Raw genomic sequence first — 17,167 nt, forward strand, 5'->3', positions numbered from 1 at the left:
ATTCTCTTAGTACTTCAGTACGTTAATTTTAGTTCTTATTCGGAATTTGTTTCTCTCCAAAAAAAAGGAGAGTCACTTAACGTTTAAGTGACTCTCTTTTAAGTTTTGAAGGCGCTCGTTTACTTTCGTACAAAAGCACTCACGTCCTCAGCAGTCACAGGATTGTTTCCTAAAATGATTAAACGCTCAACGACGTTCCTCAGTTCCCTAATGTTTCCAGTCCACGAGAAGGCTTCTAGGGCTTTGATCGCTTTGGAATCGAACTGATGAATCGGAACCCCGTTTTCATCTCCGATTAATTTAGAGAAATGCTCCACAAGAAGTTGAATGTCTTCTTTTCTCTCGTCAAGGGGTGGAACATAAATTTCAATCACAGAGAGACGGTGGTAAAGGTCTTCTCTAAAGCGTCCGGCTTCAATTTCTTTTTGCATGTCTTTGTTGGTAGCGGCAAGCACACGCACATCGACTTTCACTTCCTTATCACTTCCTACTGGGGATACTTTGCTTTCTTGCAAAGCACGAAGCACTTTTGCCTGGGCAATTAAACTCATGTCCCCAATTTCATCTAAGAAGATGGTTCCGTTATTGGCTAATTCAAACTTCCCCTGTTTGTCCTTGATGGCTCCTGTAAAGGATCCTTTCACATGACCAAAAAGTTCGCTTTCAATTAATTCGGAAGGAATTGCGGCGCAATTCACTTCAATCATTGGGCCTCTGCTGCGTTCACTTTGCGCATGAATCGCATGAGCGACTAATTCTTTCCCTGCTCCGTTTGGACCTGTAATGAGTACGCGCGCATCCGAAGTTGCGACTTTGTCGATCATGTCTTGGATCTTCTTTAATCCTTGGCTCTGACCGATCATTTGGTATTTTTTATTAACCTTTTTCTTTAAGGTTACGTTTTCTTTCTGAAGGGTTTTGTTCTCTTTGAAGAGTTTCTCCTTGTCTAATGCGTTTTTCACGCTCGTGATAAGGCGATTGATATCAATCGGCTTTGAGATGAAATCGTAAGCGCCGTCCTTTAAGCAATCCACTGCGACGTCAATATCCGCATGTCCTGAAATCATTACGAATGTAGATTCCGGCTTTAGGATTAAAGCCTGCTTTAAAAGCTCTGTACCCGAGAGCTTAGGCATTTTGATGTCAGAAATTACTAACGCATAATCGTCTTTTTCGATCAATTTATAGCCTTCGAGACCATCTTGCGCAACGGAAATCTCGAAATTGGGTAATTCGTCCGAAAGTATATTTTGAAGTACGCCTGCGATGGCTTTTTCGTCTTCGACTATGAGGATTTTTTGCATAAAGGCAAATTTACATTTATAATTTGAGGATATAAAATTTTGAACGAAGTTCTTACAAAAACGTTTCCCTTTGAACCCTTCTTTCAAAAGGGATTTTTAAAAGCAGCTAAAGCGAATAATCTCTCGCACCAAACAGGGCAGACCCCACTCTTACTAGGGTAGCACCGCATTCGATGGCTAAGGGATAATCTCCACTCATGCCCATGGAAAGCGTATTAAACGGATAATAGAGACTGAGGCTATCGTAAAGATGCTTTAAGAATTGAAATTCTTGCTTCACTTGGTTTTGATCCTCGACAAAAGAGGCCATGCCCATTAAGCCTTTTATCTCCACAAATGGAAACTCTCCATTTTTCCACTGGGCTAAAAGTTCTTTGGTTTCATTGACCTCGAGACCGTATTTGGTATCCTCTTGGGCAATTTTCACTTGAAGCAAAACCTTTATTTTTCGGTCTATTTTTTCGGCCTGCTTGTTTATTTCTCGAAGTACTTTTTCAGAATCAACACTCTGAATGGTGTCTACGAAAGGCACGACGAATTTTACTTTGTTCGTTTGCAAGTGTCCGATCAAATGCCACTGAATATCTGAGGGCAAAAGAGGCTGTTTTTCGACAAGTTCTTGAACTTTGTTTTCTGCAAAGATCCGTTGTCCTAAAGAGTAAAGCTCTTTAATAGGCTCAATCGGATGGGTTTTCGAGACTGCCGCAAGAGTCACTCCCTCTGGGATATTGCGTTTTACATTTTGAAAATTAGCTTCAATAGACATAGTGAAAAGATTAAGAAAAAGGAATTGCTTTTGGGAAAGGGCAAAAGGCCCTTTGCAACAAAAGCAAAAATACAAAATTATTATCCATTTCCTAAAGATAGGAAACTTAGGAGTAGCACCGTTAATACGGTCATGTTCCTGCTTTGTTAGGGCTTTGTTTTTTTAAGGTTTTTTTCTCTGTTAGTTCAATTAAACAGATTCATTGTTTGTAATTGCAGCACACGCTTCGGACTCTTCGGCTTTACGTTCTTCCCTAAGTTCAGCCTAGATTGTAGTAAGTACTTCTTGAAAATGAATCATCCCTTCGATAGCATCCTTCTCTATATGGATGTGGTTTCTTCCGATCGACTGCTTTTCTTGCGGATCAATTCGATAAAGGGGAGTTCTGTTTCGAAGTTCTAAAAGAAGGCCTGCTGCAGGATAGACCTGTAGCGAAGTGCCAATGATAAGACAAATATCCGCATTTTGAACGAGCCGTATAGCCTCATCCATAGCAGGAACTTCTTCCCCAAACCAAACAATGTGAGGACGAAGTTGGGAGCCAAATTCATCCGTATCCCCAAGCTTTAAGTCCTCCACCCAAGGGTAGAGTGGTAAAAGGTTGTCGGTTGAACGTACTTTCGAGAGTTCACCATGCAAATGCAGAACGCTTGTGGATCCAGCGCGCTCGTGCAAATCGTCCACATTCTGAGTAATAATCTGAACCTCAAAAAAAGATTCTAGTTCAAAAAGGATTTCATGCGCCCGATTGGGCTTTGCGTTCTTTAATTGCGAGCGCCGCATATTGTAAAAATCAAGAACTTTCTGAGGATCTCTTGCAAAGGCCTCTGGCGTTGCAATCTCTTCAATCCGAAAGTTCTCCCAAAGCCCGTCAGAGTCTCGGAAAGTTTGAAGTCCGCTTTGCTGCGAGATGCCGGCTCCGCTTAATACCACTAGTTTTTTCACAACTCGATTTCTCCTCTGTTTTTTAAACGCTCTGCAATAAATTCAATCTGAGTTTTCCCATGCCTAGTGGGTTTTCCCTCCTGGTCCACACCCACAAAAATAAGTTTTTCAATGGTAATAATGGTCTGGCGAGTCATCATGTTTCTCACTTCGCAATGAAGCGTAATGGAGGTGTTCCCAAATTCCGTGGCTTCAATACCGATTTCAATAATATCCCCTTGTTTTGCGGAACTAATGAAATTGATCTCTGAAATGTATTTTGTGACGCAGCGAGGTGTTTCAAGTTGGACAATGGCATAAAGTGCGGCCTCCTCGTCAATCCACTGCAAGAGTCTTCCCCCGAAAAGCGTATGGTTGGGGTTTAAATCCTCCGGTTTAATCCATTTTCTAGTGTGGTAGTTCATAAGTACTTTTTCACAAATTTAAGGGGAATAATTTGAACTTACCTAGGCTTTACAAGGCAAAAGAGAATTATTTAAAAAGAAGTCGAAGTTAGCTTTGGGTTTTAGTGTAGGCACTTCTCTAAACTTTCCTAAATTTGGAAAAAATTTAAAATGAAGTTTTCACCACTTATTGTTGGCACGATGCGTTGGAGTTCTTGGGGAGTTAGCCACCCCAAGCCAGAGATTCAAACTTTGATCGAGTCGTGTCTAGATTTAGGATTGTATACTTTTGATTCCGCAGATATTTATGGGGGATATACTTGGGAAGAGTCTTTTGGCAAGGCGCTAGGGGAAATGAATTTGCCCCGTGAATCGTATCAGCTTATTTCCAAAGGAGGCATTAAATACAAGGGTGGGGCAAGACCCTATGAAGTGAAGGCTTACGATCTTTCCAAAGACTATCTTATCCAGTGTGTAGAGCAGAGCTTAAAGGATTTGAAAACAGAATATTTGGATTTGTTCTTACTGCACAGACCCTCTCCCTTAATGGATCCTGAGGAAGTTGCAGCGGCCTTTTCTCTTCTTCGATCTAGTGGAAAAGTTCTTAATTTTGGAGTGAGTAATTTCTCAACCTTAGAATTTGATTTCTTATCGAAATGCTTCCCCGAACTTTGTACCAACCAAATTGAAATTTCTCTTACCCAGAGTGATGCCTTCTTTGATGGGCGCATCCTTCAGCAGCAAGCCCTAGGGCTACAGCCTACAGCATGGAGCCCACTGGGAAGTTATTTTTCGAGTGACGATGAAAAATCGCAGCGCATTCGTGCCGTACTTATTTCTCTGTCGGAAAAATACGGGGCTAGTGAGGCCGAGCACTTACTTAGTTTTCTGAGAAAATCTCCAGCCGGAATTATCCCAATTGTAGGTAGCTCCAAAGTCGAGTCTATTCAAAAGCTAGCCAGTTCGCTGAATCTAACGCTCAGCGACGAGGATTGGTTTATTCTTTTAGAAGCCTCTCGGGGAAGAAGAGTTTTGTAGTCTAAAACAAAAATCCGGCTCTACCTTTTGGATAGAGCCGGACTCAAAAAAAATCATGAAAACTATTTTAGTGAATTCTAAAATTTTGTTTAGCAATTATCTCATTTATTAACTCGTGTAAGTACTAGCAAATCCTATGACAAACTCGTAGAAATTAGGGCCTTAGGAGCTGATTTAACACAAAATTAAAACTAAGTGCCCTGATTTAACGCTAATTAACACTCTCCTTTAGTAGGAGGAAAGGCCTAATCGTTATGATAGGGTTTGCCTTTTTGAATTTGGTCCGCTCGGTAGAGCTGTTCGATTAAAAACAGTCTTACCATTTGATGCGTAAAAGTCATTTTGGAAAGAGCCATTTTTTCATTGGCTCTATCGTAGAGACCTGGGGAGAAGCCGTAGGCGCCTCCAATGACCAGATGAATTTTCTTCACAGAGCTGCCCATCCAATCGTCAAGTTTTGTAGCAAACTCTCGCGAGGTGTACTGTTTGCCTTTCTCGTCAAGCAAAACGACTAAATCGCCAGGTTCCATGTGCTCGAGAAGTAGCTTTTCTTCTTGTTTCTTTAAAAGTTCGACACTTAAATTCTTCGTGTTTTTTACATCGGGAATTTCAATAAATTCGGTATTCCAATGCCTTGGCAATCGTTTCAGATAATAGGTAATTAAAGCGTCAATTTCTTTTTCTTGTGTCTTTCCAATGGAGAGAATATTAATTCGCATTTCTTATCTTTGTCGCACAAATATACCCTTAATGAGCGTAAAAATTCCGAAATTCATCAGAAAAATCCAGGATTTCTTTGAAGGAATTCATATTCCTTTTCTAGGAGTGTCGCTTTACAAAATGTTTGAGATTTACATTGAGGGAATCTTTAAAAACCAAATTGGAAGGAAGTCGGCAGCCATTTCTTGGAACTTCGTATTTTCCTTATTTCCCTTCATTTTGTTTTTGCTGTCCATACTTCCTTATTTGCCTCACTACGATAAATTGCAATTTTACATTTTTGAGATTTTGATGCAAAAGATTTTCCCTGGACGTATTGAAGGGGATGTGGTAACTTACATCGAACAGAACATTATTCCCAACACCTCGAGTATCAGTAACATCACGATTCTTTTAGCACTTGTCTTTGCCACCAACGGCACCTTTGCCCTGATTGACGGGTTTAACGAACAGACCAAGGAGAAGTTGAGCGACGTAAAGGAGTTTCTATTGGCCTTTGCCATTACCATTGGGTTTATCAGTGTGATGTTACTAGCCATTTTCGGAATCTATTACTCTGAGGTCGTCTTAAAGCTTTTTACGCCCGAATATGCGATTTCGTGGTTTGTGCAAAACCTATCAGCAATTATTGGTCTTATTTCGTTTCCGCTATTTTACTTTGTTCTTTTGGCCCTTTTTTACTGGCTCGGCACTGTGAAATTGACAAGGTTTCGCCAGGCCATTCCCGGGGCCATTCTAACCACCATTCTTTTTATTCTCACTACATACCTTTTTGCTATTTATGCAAGAAATTTCGCACGTTACAATGTGCTGTATGGGTCGATCGGCACCATGATTTTACTTATGGTGTGGGTGAATGTGAATGTTTATTTGCTTTTGTTTGGAAACGAATTAAACTTAGCCATTCGCCGCATTCGCTTAGAGAAATTAGTCTCTGACGAACTCCTAAAAGAAGCAGAGAACTTTTCCCCTCAAAATGAGCCTGAAGTGGAAGCTTCAAGTGAACACCAAATTGACCTTATTTCCGATTCTAAAGAAAGTGAGGGGGAAAAAGACCCGCAGGGTCCAAACTTACCCTCTTAAATGTTTAAAACCCTTTTAGAGAGTGAATCCTTTTCTAAGCTCACTTTTAATTCAGTAGGTATAGTAGACGAAAAGCAAAAAGTCATTCTAAATCTCGGTTCAGAATGACTTTTTGTCTGTTGTTAGTATTAGACTAGCTACTTAGGCGGATTCGAGTTCTTTTTTGGCTCGCTTCTTTCCAACGGATTTTAAGATCATATACCCCGTTAACCCCGAAATTGCAGAGGCAATAAGGATTGCGAATTTTGCTTCTTGTTGAAGTTCAGGATGCCCTTTGAAAGAGAGTAGGGCGATGAAGATGGACATGGTGAATCCAATTCCTGCGAGAAGCCCCGTCCCAATCATTTGAGACCAGGTGCTTTTATCAGGAAGGCTACTGAGTTTAAGTTTTATAGCAATATAGGAGAAGAGATTGATTCCAACCACCTTACCTACAAAGAGTCCAAGGACAATTCCATAGCCAAAGTTGGTGAACAGTCCATCGACCATGCCGGATTCAAGTGCGATGTTCACATTGGCCAGTGCGAACAAAGGCATAATGATAAAACTAACCGGCAAATGAAGTTTTCCTTCCAGTTTTTCCAAAGGCGATATTTCCGTTTCTGAAGCGTTCGTAGGAATGGTAAAGGCTAAAATAACCCCTGCGATAGTCGCATGGATACCCGAATGGTGCATGCAGTACCATAAGAAGATTCCAGGGATCAGATAGAAGACATGTTTTTTTACTTTGAAGTAGTTTAATAAGACAAGCAAGATTGTGATTCCAAGGCAAATCAAAAGGTAATTTAGGTGCAGTTGTTCCGTGTAGAAAAGAGCAATCACGACGATAGCCCCTAGGTCATCTACAATAGCGAGTGCAGCTAAGAATATTTTGATAGAAGTCGGTACGCTTTTTCCAAGTAGGGAGATAATCGCTAAAGAGAAGGCAATGTCCGTGGCCATCGGAATGGCCCATCCGTTCTGCGTGTCTGTACCTGCATTAAAGAGAAGGTAAATGAATGCCGGAACAATCATACCCCCTAAGGCGGCCACAATAGGAAGGGAGGCATTTTTGAAACTGGATAATTCTCCTTCCACAATCTCACGCTTGATCTCTAGCCCCACCACGAGAAAGAATACAGCCATAAGTCCGTCGTTAATCCACATGCTGATGGAATAGGGGCCCAATTGATAATTGAGTAGGTCTTCAAAGGCAGGGCCTAGCGAGGAATTCGCAATCATGAGCGAGAGGAAGACGCAAAAGAGAAGAAGGATTCCAGAGGATTGATTGTGCTGGAGAAAGTTTTTAAAATACTGGGTAATTTTCATGAATATTTATTAAGTTAAAGCCGCTTCACACGACTGATTCCGTTTATGTTTTTTAATTGCTTAAAGGTTTCTTCTAGCTGACTTCGGTTCCTTACCTCGAGATTAATGGTTCCTGTAAAGAGCCCATTATTGGAAGATATGGTCATGCTTTTCATGTCCATGGCCATGGAGTTACTAATGACCTGTGTAATGTCATTAATCATTCCTAGGCGGTCCAGACCTTCAATTTCAATTTTGACTCGGTTCTTGAAGCTTTCTTCATTGACCCATTTGGCGGGCATGACGCGGTAATCGTATTGGGCTCGTAGGTTAATGGCATTGGGACAATTGTCGCTGTGAACCTTGATGCCTTCAGAGATGGTGATAAAACCAAAAATTTTATCCCCTGGAATGACGTTGCAGCATTTGGCAAAGCTATAGTTGAGTTTCTCTTCGTCTTTTCCAAAGACAATCAAATCTAAATTGCTATTGCCATGCTCCTCGAATTCTTCGTTTTTGGTCGGAGATTTCCGGAAGCGATTGATTAAGTTGTTAAATACGTTTTTACTCTCGATGTACTTGCGTAAATCTCCTGTATCGAGAGTGCCTTCTTGAAAGCCAAGGAAAAGTTCCTGAGAAGTCTTTAAGTTGAAGTACTTCTGCATTTTGTTAATTTCTTCGTCGTTGAATGGAAGTTTAGCATGCCGAAGCTTGCGTTGTAGCATTTCTTTTCCCTCGGTAACGGCGCTGCTTTTTTGAGAATTTAAATACGCTTTGATTTTGCTTTTCGCTTTCGAGGTGACCACGAACTCTAACCAGTCCAGTTTTGGTTTCTGGTTTTGGGAGGAAAGAATATCCACCTGATCCCCGTTTTGAAGCACATGGGAGATCGGAACTAATTTTCCATTGATTTTTGCACCCAGGCATTTGGTTCCCAAATCCGAGTGAACGGAAAATGCAAAATCTAAGGCCGTGGAACCGACCGGTAAAATCTTAATTTCCCCTTTTGGAGTAAAGACAAAAACTTCTTTTGAATAAAGATTTAGTTTGATGTTGTCAAGAAGTTCGGTCGTACTTAAGTTTTGTTGCTGTTCAAGGACTTCTCTAATTTCACTGACCCAACGTTCAAAATTCTGATCGTCTGAATTGTTCTTAAAGCCTTCCTTGTAACGGTAATGCGCAGCGACGCCTTTCTCCGCAATCTCATCCATGCGCTCGCTTCGAATTTGAACTTCAATCCATTTTTTGTCTGGACCTAGAACGGTGAGGTGTAAACTTTCATACCCTGTGGAACGAGGCCTTGTAATCCAATCCCGCATTCGAAGGGGATTGCTGTGGTAGAGGTCTGTGACAATCGAGTAGATTTTCCAGGCGAGGAATTTTTCGTTTTTCGCATCGGATTTGTAAATAATGCGAATGGCGTAATTGTCAAATACTTCTTCAAAGGGAACGCCCTGCTTGAGCATCTTTCTGTAGATGGAAGAGATGGCTTTCGCTCGTCCTTTGATTGTGAAATTGAGTCCTTCTTCGCCAAGACGCTCAGAGACTTCCTTTTTAAATTCTTCAACGTACTTTTCCCGGTTTTCTTTTGCGAGTTCCAGTTTTTCTGTGATTTCGTTATAAACCTCGGGATTGTTGTATTTGAGAGAAAGATCTTCTAATTCACCTTTCAAATTATAAAACCCTAAACGGTGGGCTAGAGGCGCATAAATATAGACGGTTTCGGAGGCAATCTTTTTTTGTTTGTCTGGCGCCATGCTCTCTAAGGTTCGCATGTTGTGAAGGCGGTCCGCAATCTTAATAAGAATTACTCGAAAGTCCTGCGAGAGGGTTAAAAGTAATTTTCTATAGTTCTCTGATTGAATCGAGATGTTCTGATGGTTCATCACAGAGATTTTGGTCAGACCGTTTACGATGTCCGCAATTTTCTTTCCAAATCTCTTTTCTAAATCTTCATACGTGTAATCTGAATCTTCTACCACATCATGAAGCAGGGCGCACGCAATGGAGGTGGCCCCAAGTCCGATTTCGTTGGCAACAATCTTTGCCACCTCAATCGGATGGTAGATATAGGGTTCTCCCGATTTTCTACGTTGGTCTTTGTGGGCATCCAGTGCGAGATCAAATGCACGACGAATTAGCTTGTTCTGCTCCTCGTCAAGAGTTCGGTATGTATTGGAAATTAAGTCCTTATAGCGGGCCAGAATTTCTTTGTTTTCTTGTTCTAGGTCGTATATCATCTGCGCAGTTCTTTAACCCTACGAATGTAGAAAAAAAACAGTAGAACTCCAACAAAATAAAGAGACTAGAGCCTCATTCGTATGTGAACCAAAAGAGCAGGACTAAGGAATCGCATTCGCCTAGAAACCCAACAGAAATCTGAGAATAGAAAAAAGCAAAAGAAGCTGGGGACTAAAAGCAAAAAAGTCCACTTGCACGCAAGTGGACCGTATTGAAAAAATTTAATTTGATAAGAAAAACACTGTTATTTGGATCTTTAACGTATGTTCTTTTAAATCGTTGCAAAACTACGGCCAAAAATGGAAAGTTTTAACAGTTTCTAATAGAATTAACAAATAATTAATAATATTCGGTATCTATAATAATGAAATCGTAATTTTAGTCCTGATCCTTTACAAGAAGTCCTATGGAAAGTGTTATTCTCTCAACGAAAGACAATTTATAGGGCTAAAATTGTCTTTTTTAAAGCTGCAACAATTTGTAAACATCTATAAAGAAGCGTAGTTAGCAAGGGTTTTAAAGGGTTTTTCTAAGGTATTTTTTCTTCACTCCAAACCATAGAGCTTAAGTCTACACTTTTTCGTTCTTAATCTCTTCGACCACTTCTGGATTTAGAAGAGTAGAAATATCCCCAAAGTTGCTTTGTTCTCCCTCCGCGATTTTGCGCAAAATACGCCGCATAATCTTTCCGGATCTTGTTTTGGGAAGCGAGGAGACAAATTGTATTTTATCAAGCTTCGCAATCGGTCCGACCGTGTCTGAGATGAGCATGTTGATTTCTTTTTTGAGATTTTCTCGGTCTCGGGATTCACCACTTTCTTTTAGAGTCACGAAGGCGTAAAGTCCGCTGCCTTTGATCTCATGAGGATAGCCTGCGATGGCTGATTCTGCCACGGCGGGGTGTTGGTTAATGCTTGCTTCAATCGGAGCGGTTCCTAAATTATGTCCGGAGACAATAATCACGTCGTCTACACGCCCTGTAATTCGGTAGTAGCCTGTTTCGTCCCTTAGGGCGCCATCTCCTGTGAAATACTTGCCCGGAAAGGCAGAAAAGTAAGTTTCTACATACCTTTTATGGTCTTTCCAAATGGTGCGCGCAATGCCGGGCCATGGAAAACGTATGCAAAGGTTTCCATCTACTTGGTTGCCTGTAATTTCATTTCTTTTCTCATCCATTAACACCGGCTGTATCCCAGGAAGAGGTAGGGTTGCATAGGTAGGTTTGGTGGGCGTAACAAAAGGAATAGGAGAGATCATGATTCCTCCCGTTTCCGTTTGCCACCATGTATCGACTATAGGGCATTTTTTGTTTCCTACGTGGTCGTTGTACCAATGCCATGCTTCATCGTTAATCGGTTCTCCGACGGATCCAATCACACGCAGTGAACTTAGGTCATGCTTTTCCACCCAGTCCGTGCTTTCCTTCGCTAGCGAACGAATGGCCGTAGGCGCCGTATAGAACTGAGTTACTTTATGCTTTTCAATGACTTCCCAGAAACGGTCTGGCTCTGGGTATGTAGGGACTCCTTCGAACAGTACTGTGGTGGCTCCACAAGAAAGGGGGCCGTAGAGTATGTAGGAATGTCCAGTAATCCAACCGATATCCGCCGTACACCAATACACGTCATTTTCCTTGTAGTTGAACACATTTTTGAAAGTGTATCCCGTGTAAACCATATAGCCCGCGGTCGTATGAAGCATTCCTTTAGGTTTGCCGGTGGAACCGGAGGTGTATAAAATGAAGAGCGGGTCCTCCGCGTCCATAATTCTAGAAACAAAATCACTAGAGGCCTCCTTGTACAGCGGCTCGAGCCATAAATCTCGTCCTTCTTTCATATTCACTTCTGTGCCGGTTCTCTTTACGACGAGCACTTTATGGACTCCCGGAGATTTTTCGAGCGCTTTGTCCACAATTCCTTTTAAATCAATGGATTTGGACCCTCGAAAACTCCCGTCGGAACAAACCAGTAGTTTCGCTTCGCAGTCGTTCATTCGGGAGGATAGCGCTGAATCCGAAAATCCAGCAAAAATAACGGAATGAACAGCGCCCAGTCTCGCGCAGGCAAGCATGGTCACGGCAAGTTCAGGAATCATAGGAAGGTAGATGCAAACTCGGTCTCCTTTTTCGACCCCTTGCTCCTTTAGAACATTCGCCATTTTGCAGACCCGCTGATGCAGTTCCTTATAGGAAATATGCTGAGCTTCTTCGCTAGGGTCATTGGGTTCAAATAAAATCGCCGTTTTATCCCCTCTTTCTTGCAAGTGCCTATCAATGCAATTTTTCGTGATGTTTAATTTCGCATTTTTAAACCACTTGATTTTTGCTTTTTCCATGTCAAATTCAAGAACCTTGGTCCAACGCTGGTACCAAACAAAGCCTTCGTCTGCAACTTGATCCCAGAATTTTTTCGGATTTTTAATGGATTTCTTGTACTGTTTGAAATAATCGGGGAGATCGTCGATATAAAAATTCTTCATTTTATTATTTTAAAGTTTGAATACAATTTCATTTGATTTTTAAAATTACCATTATTTTTAGTTCGAGCGAAGTTTCAAATGGAAAATTTGATAAAAAAAGAGAAGTGGGAAAAGACCTTGGGGAGAAAATAGAGGGAGTTTCCTTTGGGCGGCATGGGTCATTGCCTAGAATCCTTAGAAGGAAATTTCCGAATCGGAAAAGATAGTTGTACTTTTGCTACTTGTCTAGACCCCTTTCTTATGGCTCAGATTTTTATTAAAAACATGGTATGCGATCGCTGCATCTTAGTGGTGCAAAGCGAACTGGATAAACTTGGGCTAAAAGCTAGGCAGGTAAAACTAGGCGAGGCCGAGCTAGAGAAAGACTTAAGCAAAGAGCAGAAGTTGGCTCTGGAGGCCTCTTTAAAGCCTTTAGGGTTTGAACTTATTGATGATAAAAAGAAGCAACTTGTAGAAAGCATTAAGACTCTTATAATAAAGCTAGTGCATAGGGAGCAAACGGAGTTAAAAACCAACTTGTCCAATCACTTAAGCGATCTGCTGCACCATGAGTATAGCTACCTTTCTAATTTGTTTTCTGAACTAGAGAAAACCACGATTGAAAAGTATTTTATTGCGCAAAAGATTGAAAGAGCAAAAGAGTTACTGGTCTACGATCAGCTAACCTTAAGTGAGATTGCAGATCAACTGAATTATTCGAGTGTCGCTTATTTAAGCAATCAATTTAAGAAAATCACAGGGCTCTCTCCCAGTGATTTTAAAAAGCAGACCACAAACCAAAGGAAATCACTTGATTCTCTTTAGGGCCTAAGCGCGCGGGACTGTGCATAGGAATTAGAGGGTTAAAACGCTTGTTTTTAAAAGATTTATGCCTTCCTATTTCAAAAATCTTACAATTCAATTCCACAAAACTACAACCTTTCCTAGCTAGGGAAGTCGCAACTTTGTAGTGTAATAAAAACCTAGAATAGAAATGGCAACGAATAAAGACTTAATTTATCTTCCCCTTGAAGACGTAGATAGTGAACACTGCGCTCTTATAGTGGACAAGGGACTCTCCCAAGTAAAAGGAGTGGAGAGTCATAAAGTGGAACTCAATAACCGCCGAGCGGTATTGACGACAGAAAATAACGAGGTGGTCATAAGAGCGGTGCAAGCGATCAAAGACCTAGGATACGGCGTGACTACGGTAAAGGCCACGGTTCCCGTCCTAGAGATGACCTGCGCTTCGTGCGCCAGCAGTGCGCAAAACATTATAAAAATGCAACCTGGAGTGGTGGATGCTTCCGTGAATTATGGCACCGGAAATTTGGTGTTAGAGTATTTGCCAGGCACGACCGATCTTCTAAAGCTTAAAAAAGCACTTCAAAACGGAGGATACGATCTTTTGATTGAAGAGGAGGCCTCGGTGAATGAAACTTTAGAGAAGATTCAGGAAAAAAAGTACAAAACCTTAAAACAAAAAACCCTTTGGGCGGTTCTTTTGTCCTTACCGGTGGTAATCATTGGGATGTTTTATATGGACATGCCTTATGGAAACGAAATCATGTGGCTGTTTTCAACGCCCGTCGTTCTTTGGCTCGGTAGGGATTTCTTTATCGGCGCTTGGAAACAAATGAAGCACCGGTCCGCGAATATGGATACGCTTGTGGCTCTGAGTACTGGAATTGCCTACGTGTTTAGTGTATTCACTCTGCTCTTTCCTGAGTTTTGGACGAGCCGCGGATTAGAGGCGCACGTGTATTTTGAAGCGGCCGCCGTTATTATTGCCTTTATCCTACTAGGGAAACTATTAGAAGAAAGAGCGAAAGGAAATACGTCTAGTGCAATCAAAAACTTGATGGGTCTTCAGCCTAAATCCGTGACCTTGATTTCTTCAGACAAAACGCAGAGAGAAATACCGATTGAAGAGGTAAAAGTAGGAGATGAAATTTTAGTGAAGCCGGGCGAAAAAATTGCAGTGGATGGAATTGTATCGCTAGGCAGTTCTTATGTGGATGAAAGTATGCTCAGTGGAGAACCCGTCCCAGTTCAAAAAAGTGAGAATGAAAACGTATACGCAGGAACGATTAACCAAAAAGGGAGTTTTCAATTCAAAGCCCAAAAAGTAGGGAAGGATACGATGCTTGCTCATATTATTAAGACCGTACAAGATGCGCAGGGAAGCAAAGCTCCCGTGCAGAAGTTGGTTGACAAAATCGCAAGTGTCTTTGTACCTGTGGTCATCGGAATTGCCCTACTTACCTTTGGATTCTGGCTCGTACTTGGAGGTGAGAATGGAGTGGTCCAAGGGCTGCTTGCTGCGATCACCGTGCTTGTGATTGCCTGTCCTTGTGCCCTTGGACTCGCGACGCCGACTGCCATTATGGTAGGTGTAGGAAAAGGAGCTGAAAATGGAATCTTAATAAAAGATGCCCAGAGTCTTGAACTTACGAAAAAGGTGAATGCCATCGTACTAGACAAAACAGGAACCATTACAGAGGGGAGACCTCAGGTAACTGCCTCCGAATGGCTTGAAGGACAAGAGGACAAAAAATCCGTTTTGCTAAGTCTTGAGAAGCAGTCTGAACATCCTCTTGCGGACGCGGTCGTAAAGTATTTAGAAGGCGTTCCAAAGGCCGAAGTTTCCGGTTTTGAAAGCATTACGGGGCAAGGAGCGAGCGCACTTTATGAGCAGCAGACTTATTTCGTGGGCAATTTAAAATTGCTTTCCGACCATGCCATTGAAGTGAGCCCTGTTTTAGAGCAGCATGCGGAAAAGTGGGCTAAGCAGTCCCAAAGCGTAATTTGGTTTGCGGATGAGCATAAAGCGCTCGGTGTGCTGGCTATTGCAGATAAAATCAAAGAAACCTCGGTGCAGGCGATCGAGCAATTGAACAAAATGGGCATTGAGCTCTATATGCTTACAGGCGATAACGAGGCGACGGCAAAAGCCATTGCACAGCAGACCGGCATTGCAAACTACAAGGCTCAAGTGATGCCGCAGGACAAAGCGGACTTTGTGAAAAAACTCCAAAGGGAAGGGAAAACTGTGGCCATGGTTGGGGATGGAATTAATGACAGTACCGCTCTTGCCACGGCCGACGTAAGTATTGCCATGGGGAAAGGATCTGACATTGCAATGGATGTGGCTAAAATGACCATTATTTCTTCTGATCTCCTTAAAATTCCGCAGGCGATTAAACTCTCGAAACAAACCGTGGCTACCATTAAGCAAAACTTATTCTGGGCCTTTATCTACAATCTTATTGGCATTCCAATTGCAGCAGGAATCTTATATCCTATCAATGGGTTCCTTTTGAATCCTATGCTAGCAGGAGCTGCCATGGCGCTAAGTAGCGTAAGTGTAGTAAGCAATAGTTTGCGCCTAAAATGGAAAAAGTAAATACCTGTAGAATCAAACAACAACAACAATAATTTTAATAAAATCAATTGAACAATGGAAAACAAAGAATTTAAATTTAAAACCACCTTAGATTGTGGAGGGTGCGTCTCTAAAGTGCAAGGCGATTTAGACTCTGCCTCTGGGATTGAAAAATGGAATGTAGATACCTCGAATCCAGACAAGATTCTTACAGTAGAATCGAGTGGGATTACTGAGAAGGAGGTGATGGATATTGTAAAAGCAAAAGGATTCGAAGTAGAATCGATTTCTTAAGCGATAGCCCCCCCCTTAAGGGTGCACGTTTCCCACAGCGGCCGAAGTTTTTTAAGACGAGATGGAGACAGAAATAGAAAAAATTGAGGGGGAAAGAAAATTTATCGCCTCACAATTTTTTACTTTTCAAATTAATTTCTATCTTTGCACTCAATGTGTAAAACGCTACATTTTGATCGCAAATCAAGAGGCATGGATGCCTCAGGAAACATATTTTTTATAACGAACGAAGTCTTTTTGGCTTCGTTTTTTTTTGTAATTTTAAGGAGAAATTTTAATTCAAAATGATAAAACTTTCAAAACTCAGCAAAGAATCCATTGAGAGGATCCTTGAAGATAGCTTGGCATTTGCTAAGGGAACGAAAATACGTGCAAAACAGCCCATTTTTGTGGCCAACTTATTTTTTGAAAACAGTACTCGAACCGTTGTGAGTTTTGAAATGGCCGAGCGCAAACTAGGACTGGAAGTGATTCCTTTTGCGGTTCAAACCAGCTCACTCAACAAAGGAGAAACGCTATTCGATACAGTGAAGACTCTAAAAGCTTTAGGGCTTGATTTACTTGTGATCCGACATCCAGACGATAATTATTACGAAGATTTAAAGTCCATTGAAATCGGGATTGTGAACGCAGGGGACGGAACCGGCCATCATCCAAGCCAAGGTCTATTGGATTTGGTCACGATCAAACAAGAGTTTGGAAGTTTTGAAGGACTCACCGTAGGAATTGTTGGAGATGTAAAGCACTCTCGAGTGGCAAACTCTGATGCAGAAGCGCTTAGACGATTGGGAGCAAAAGTGCATTTTTCAGGACCGGAAGATTGGTTCGACCAAGGAGCCATGATGAACGGAACGTACCGAAATTTTGATCACTTAATTCCAGAAGTCGATGTGTTAATTATGCTGCGTATTCAACACGAGAGACATACGACGAAACATCCCATTTCAAATGCAGAGTACTTATCGAAATACGGACTCACAAAAGCCCGCATGGAGGCTATGAAACCCAATGCAATTGTGATGCATCCTGGGCCTGTGAATAGAGGAGTGGAGATGGAAAGCGAACTTGTGGATAGCGAAAAATCAAGAATTTTCAAACAAATTGAAAACGGCGTGTATACGCGCATGGCGATTTTAAAGCATGAGCTTGAATTGCAAGGATTTGAGTTTGAAACGTACAGCTAAAAAAGGTAGAGGTGCTAAGGTCTGAAGAGAGAAGCAGAGCAAAGCGATAGAAAGGAAAAGTAATCATACAATAAAGAAAG

14 protein-coding genes are annotated in these 17,167 nt (G+C 41.6%); 6 read left to right on the forward strand and 8 right to left on the reverse strand.

Annotated features, from left to right (window positions below):
• Nucleotides 1–119: 119 nt before the first annotated feature.
• The 4 genes from ACX3PZ_RS07770 to ACX3PZ_RS07785 all read right to left on the reverse strand — a co-directional run bounded on the left by ACX3PZ_RS07770 (nt 120) and on the right by ACX3PZ_RS07785 (nt 3,419).
• Complete coding sequence (locus ACX3PZ_RS07770) at nt 120–1,304, reverse strand: sigma-54-dependent transcriptional regulator (RefSeq protein ID WP_459112422.1); 1,185 nt, start codon at nt 1,302–1,304, stop codon at nt 120–122.
• A 106-nt stretch (nt 1,305–1,410) separates the two neighbouring features.
• The gene (locus ACX3PZ_RS07775; protein WP_459112423.1) at nt 1,411–2,070 is read right to left on the reverse strand and encodes a YggS family pyridoxal phosphate-dependent enzyme; all 660 of its coding nucleotides are present in this window, start codon (nt 2,068–2,070) and stop codon (nt 1,411–1,413) included.
• Between the two features lie 264 nt (nt 2,071–2,334).
• Entirely contained in the window at nt 2,335–3,015 is a 681-nt protein-coding gene (locus ACX3PZ_RS07780; protein WP_459112424.1) for an SIR2 family NAD-dependent protein deacylase, read from the reverse strand.
• The gene (locus ACX3PZ_RS07785; RefSeq protein ID WP_459083908.1) at nt 3,012–3,419 is read right to left on the reverse strand and encodes an acyl-CoA thioesterase; all 408 of its coding nucleotides are present in this window, start codon (nt 3,417–3,419) and stop codon (nt 3,012–3,014) included. Before ACX3PZ_RS07785 ends, ACX3PZ_RS07780 begins: the two co-directional genes overlap by 4 nt.
• Before the next feature lie 150 nt (nt 3,420–3,569).
• On the opposite strand from ACX3PZ_RS07785, the gene ACX3PZ_RS07790 reads away from it, so the two are divergent.
• Nucleotides 3,570–4,436 carry an aldo/keto reductase gene (locus ACX3PZ_RS07790; RefSeq protein WP_459112425.1) on the forward strand — a complete coding sequence of 289 codons (867 nt, stop codon included), beginning with the start codon at nt 3,570–3,572 and terminating at the stop codon, nt 4,434–4,436.
• A gap of 245 nt (nt 4,437–4,681) precedes the next feature.
• Here ACX3PZ_RS07790 and ACX3PZ_RS07795 read toward each other — a convergent pair whose 3' ends face one another.
• Entirely contained in the window at nt 4,682–5,155 is a 474-nt protein-coding gene (locus ACX3PZ_RS07795; protein WP_459112426.1) for a 23S rRNA (pseudouridine(1915)-N(3))-methyltransferase RlmH, read from the reverse strand.
• Between the two features lie 31 nt (nt 5,156–5,186).
• Between ACX3PZ_RS07795 and ACX3PZ_RS07800 the strand changes: the two genes are divergently transcribed.
• A complete protein-coding gene (locus tag ACX3PZ_RS07800) occupies nt 5,187–6,239 on the forward strand; it encodes a YihY/virulence factor BrkB family protein (RefSeq protein ID WP_459112427.1) in 1,053 nt (350 codons plus the stop codon).
• 141 nt (nt 6,240–6,380) lie between these two features.
• On the opposite strand, the gene nhaA is transcribed toward ACX3PZ_RS07800, so the two are convergent.
• The 3 genes from nhaA to acs form a co-directional block, all read right to left on the reverse strand.
• Nucleotides 6,381–7,547 carry a Na+/H+ antiporter NhaA gene (nhaA, locus tag ACX3PZ_RS07805; protein ID WP_459112428.1) on the reverse strand — a complete coding sequence of 389 codons (1,167 nt, stop codon included), beginning with the start codon at nt 7,545–7,547 and terminating at the stop codon, nt 6,381–6,383.
• A gap of 14 nt (nt 7,548–7,561) precedes the next feature.
• Nucleotides 7,562–9,766 carry a RelA/SpoT family protein gene (locus ACX3PZ_RS07810; protein WP_459112429.1) on the reverse strand — a complete coding sequence of 735 codons (2,205 nt, stop codon included), beginning with the start codon at nt 9,764–9,766 and terminating at the stop codon, nt 7,562–7,564.
• Between the two features lie 571 nt (nt 9,767–10,337).
• Nucleotides 10,338–12,245 (reverse strand): acetate--CoA ligase, encoded by a 1,908-nt coding sequence (gene acs / locus ACX3PZ_RS07815; RefSeq protein ID WP_459112430.1) that lies wholly within the window; start codon nt 12,243–12,245, stop codon nt 10,338–10,340.
• A 240-nt stretch (nt 12,246–12,485) separates the two neighbouring features.
• Between acs and ACX3PZ_RS07820 the strand changes: the two genes are divergently transcribed.
• The 4 genes from ACX3PZ_RS07820 (at nt 12,486) to ACX3PZ_RS07835 (ending at nt 17,087) form a co-directional block, all read left to right on the forward strand.
• On the forward strand, nt 12,486–13,049 hold the full coding sequence (locus ACX3PZ_RS07820; RefSeq protein WP_459112431.1) for a helix-turn-helix domain-containing protein: 564 nt from the start codon (nt 12,486–12,488) through the stop codon (nt 13,047–13,049).
• A 169-nt stretch (nt 13,050–13,218) separates the two neighbouring features.
• Complete coding sequence (locus tag ACX3PZ_RS07825; protein WP_459112432.1) at nt 13,219–15,630, forward strand: heavy metal translocating P-type ATPase; 2,412 nt, start codon at nt 13,219–13,221, stop codon at nt 15,628–15,630.
• Between the two features lie 54 nt (nt 15,631–15,684).
• A complete protein-coding gene (locus ACX3PZ_RS07830) occupies nt 15,685–15,903 on the forward strand; it encodes a heavy-metal-associated domain-containing protein (RefSeq protein WP_459083916.1) in 219 nt (72 codons plus the stop codon).
• 284 nt (nt 15,904–16,187) lie between these two features.
• Nucleotides 16,188–17,087, forward strand: coding sequence for an aspartate carbamoyltransferase catalytic subunit (locus ACX3PZ_RS07835; RefSeq protein WP_459083917.1), 900 nt, complete (start codon nt 16,188–16,190; stop codon nt 17,085–17,087).
• Nucleotides 17,088–17,167 lie beyond the last annotated feature (80 nt).

The organism is Chryseobacterium sp. A321 (genome assembly GCF_054489265.1).

Coding starts and splice junctions, on each gene's coding strand:
- ACX3PZ_RS07770 (WP_459112422.1), bottom strand. CDS start 1,304: ATGCAAAAAATCCTCATAGTCGAAGACGAAAAAGCCATCGCAGGCGTA.
- ACX3PZ_RS07775 (WP_459112423.1), bottom strand. CDS start 2,070: ATGTCTATTGAAGCTAATTTTCAAAATGTAAAACGCAATATCCCAGAG.
- ACX3PZ_RS07785 (WP_459083908.1), bottom strand. CDS start 3,419: ATGAACTACCACACTAGAAAATGGATTAAACCGGAGGATTTAAACCCC.
- ACX3PZ_RS07790 (WP_459112425.1), top strand. CDS start 3,570: ATGAAGTTTTCACCACTTATTGTTGGCACGATGCGTTGGAGTTCTTGG.
- ACX3PZ_RS07795 (WP_459112426.1), bottom strand. CDS start 5,155: ATGCGAATTAATATTCTCTCCATTGGAAAGACACAAGAAAAAGAAATT.
- ACX3PZ_RS07800 (WP_459112427.1), top strand. CDS start 5,187: ATGAGCGTAAAAATTCCGAAATTCATCAGAAAAATCCAGGATTTCTTT.
- nhaA (WP_459112428.1), bottom strand. CDS start 7,547: ATGAAAATTACCCAGTATTTTAAAAACTTTCTCCAGCACAATCAATCC.
- ACX3PZ_RS07810 (WP_459112429.1), bottom strand. CDS start 9,766: ATGATATACGACCTAGAACAAGAAAACAAAGAAATTCTGGCCCGCTAT.
- acs (WP_459112430.1), bottom strand. CDS start 12,245: ATGAAGAATTTTTATATCGACGATCTCCCCGATTATTTCAAACAGTAC.
- ACX3PZ_RS07820 (WP_459112431.1), top strand. CDS start 12,486: ATGGCTCAGATTTTTATTAAAAACATGGTATGCGATCGCTGCATCTTA.
- ACX3PZ_RS07825 (WP_459112432.1), top strand. CDS start 13,219: ATGGCAACGAATAAAGACTTAATTTATCTTCCCCTTGAAGACGTAGAT.
- ACX3PZ_RS07830 (WP_459083916.1), top strand. CDS start 15,685: ATGGAAAACAAAGAATTTAAATTTAAAACCACCTTAGATTGTGGAGGG.
- ACX3PZ_RS07835 (WP_459083917.1), top strand. CDS start 16,188: ATGATAAAACTTTCAAAACTCAGCAAAGAATCCATTGAGAGGATCCTT.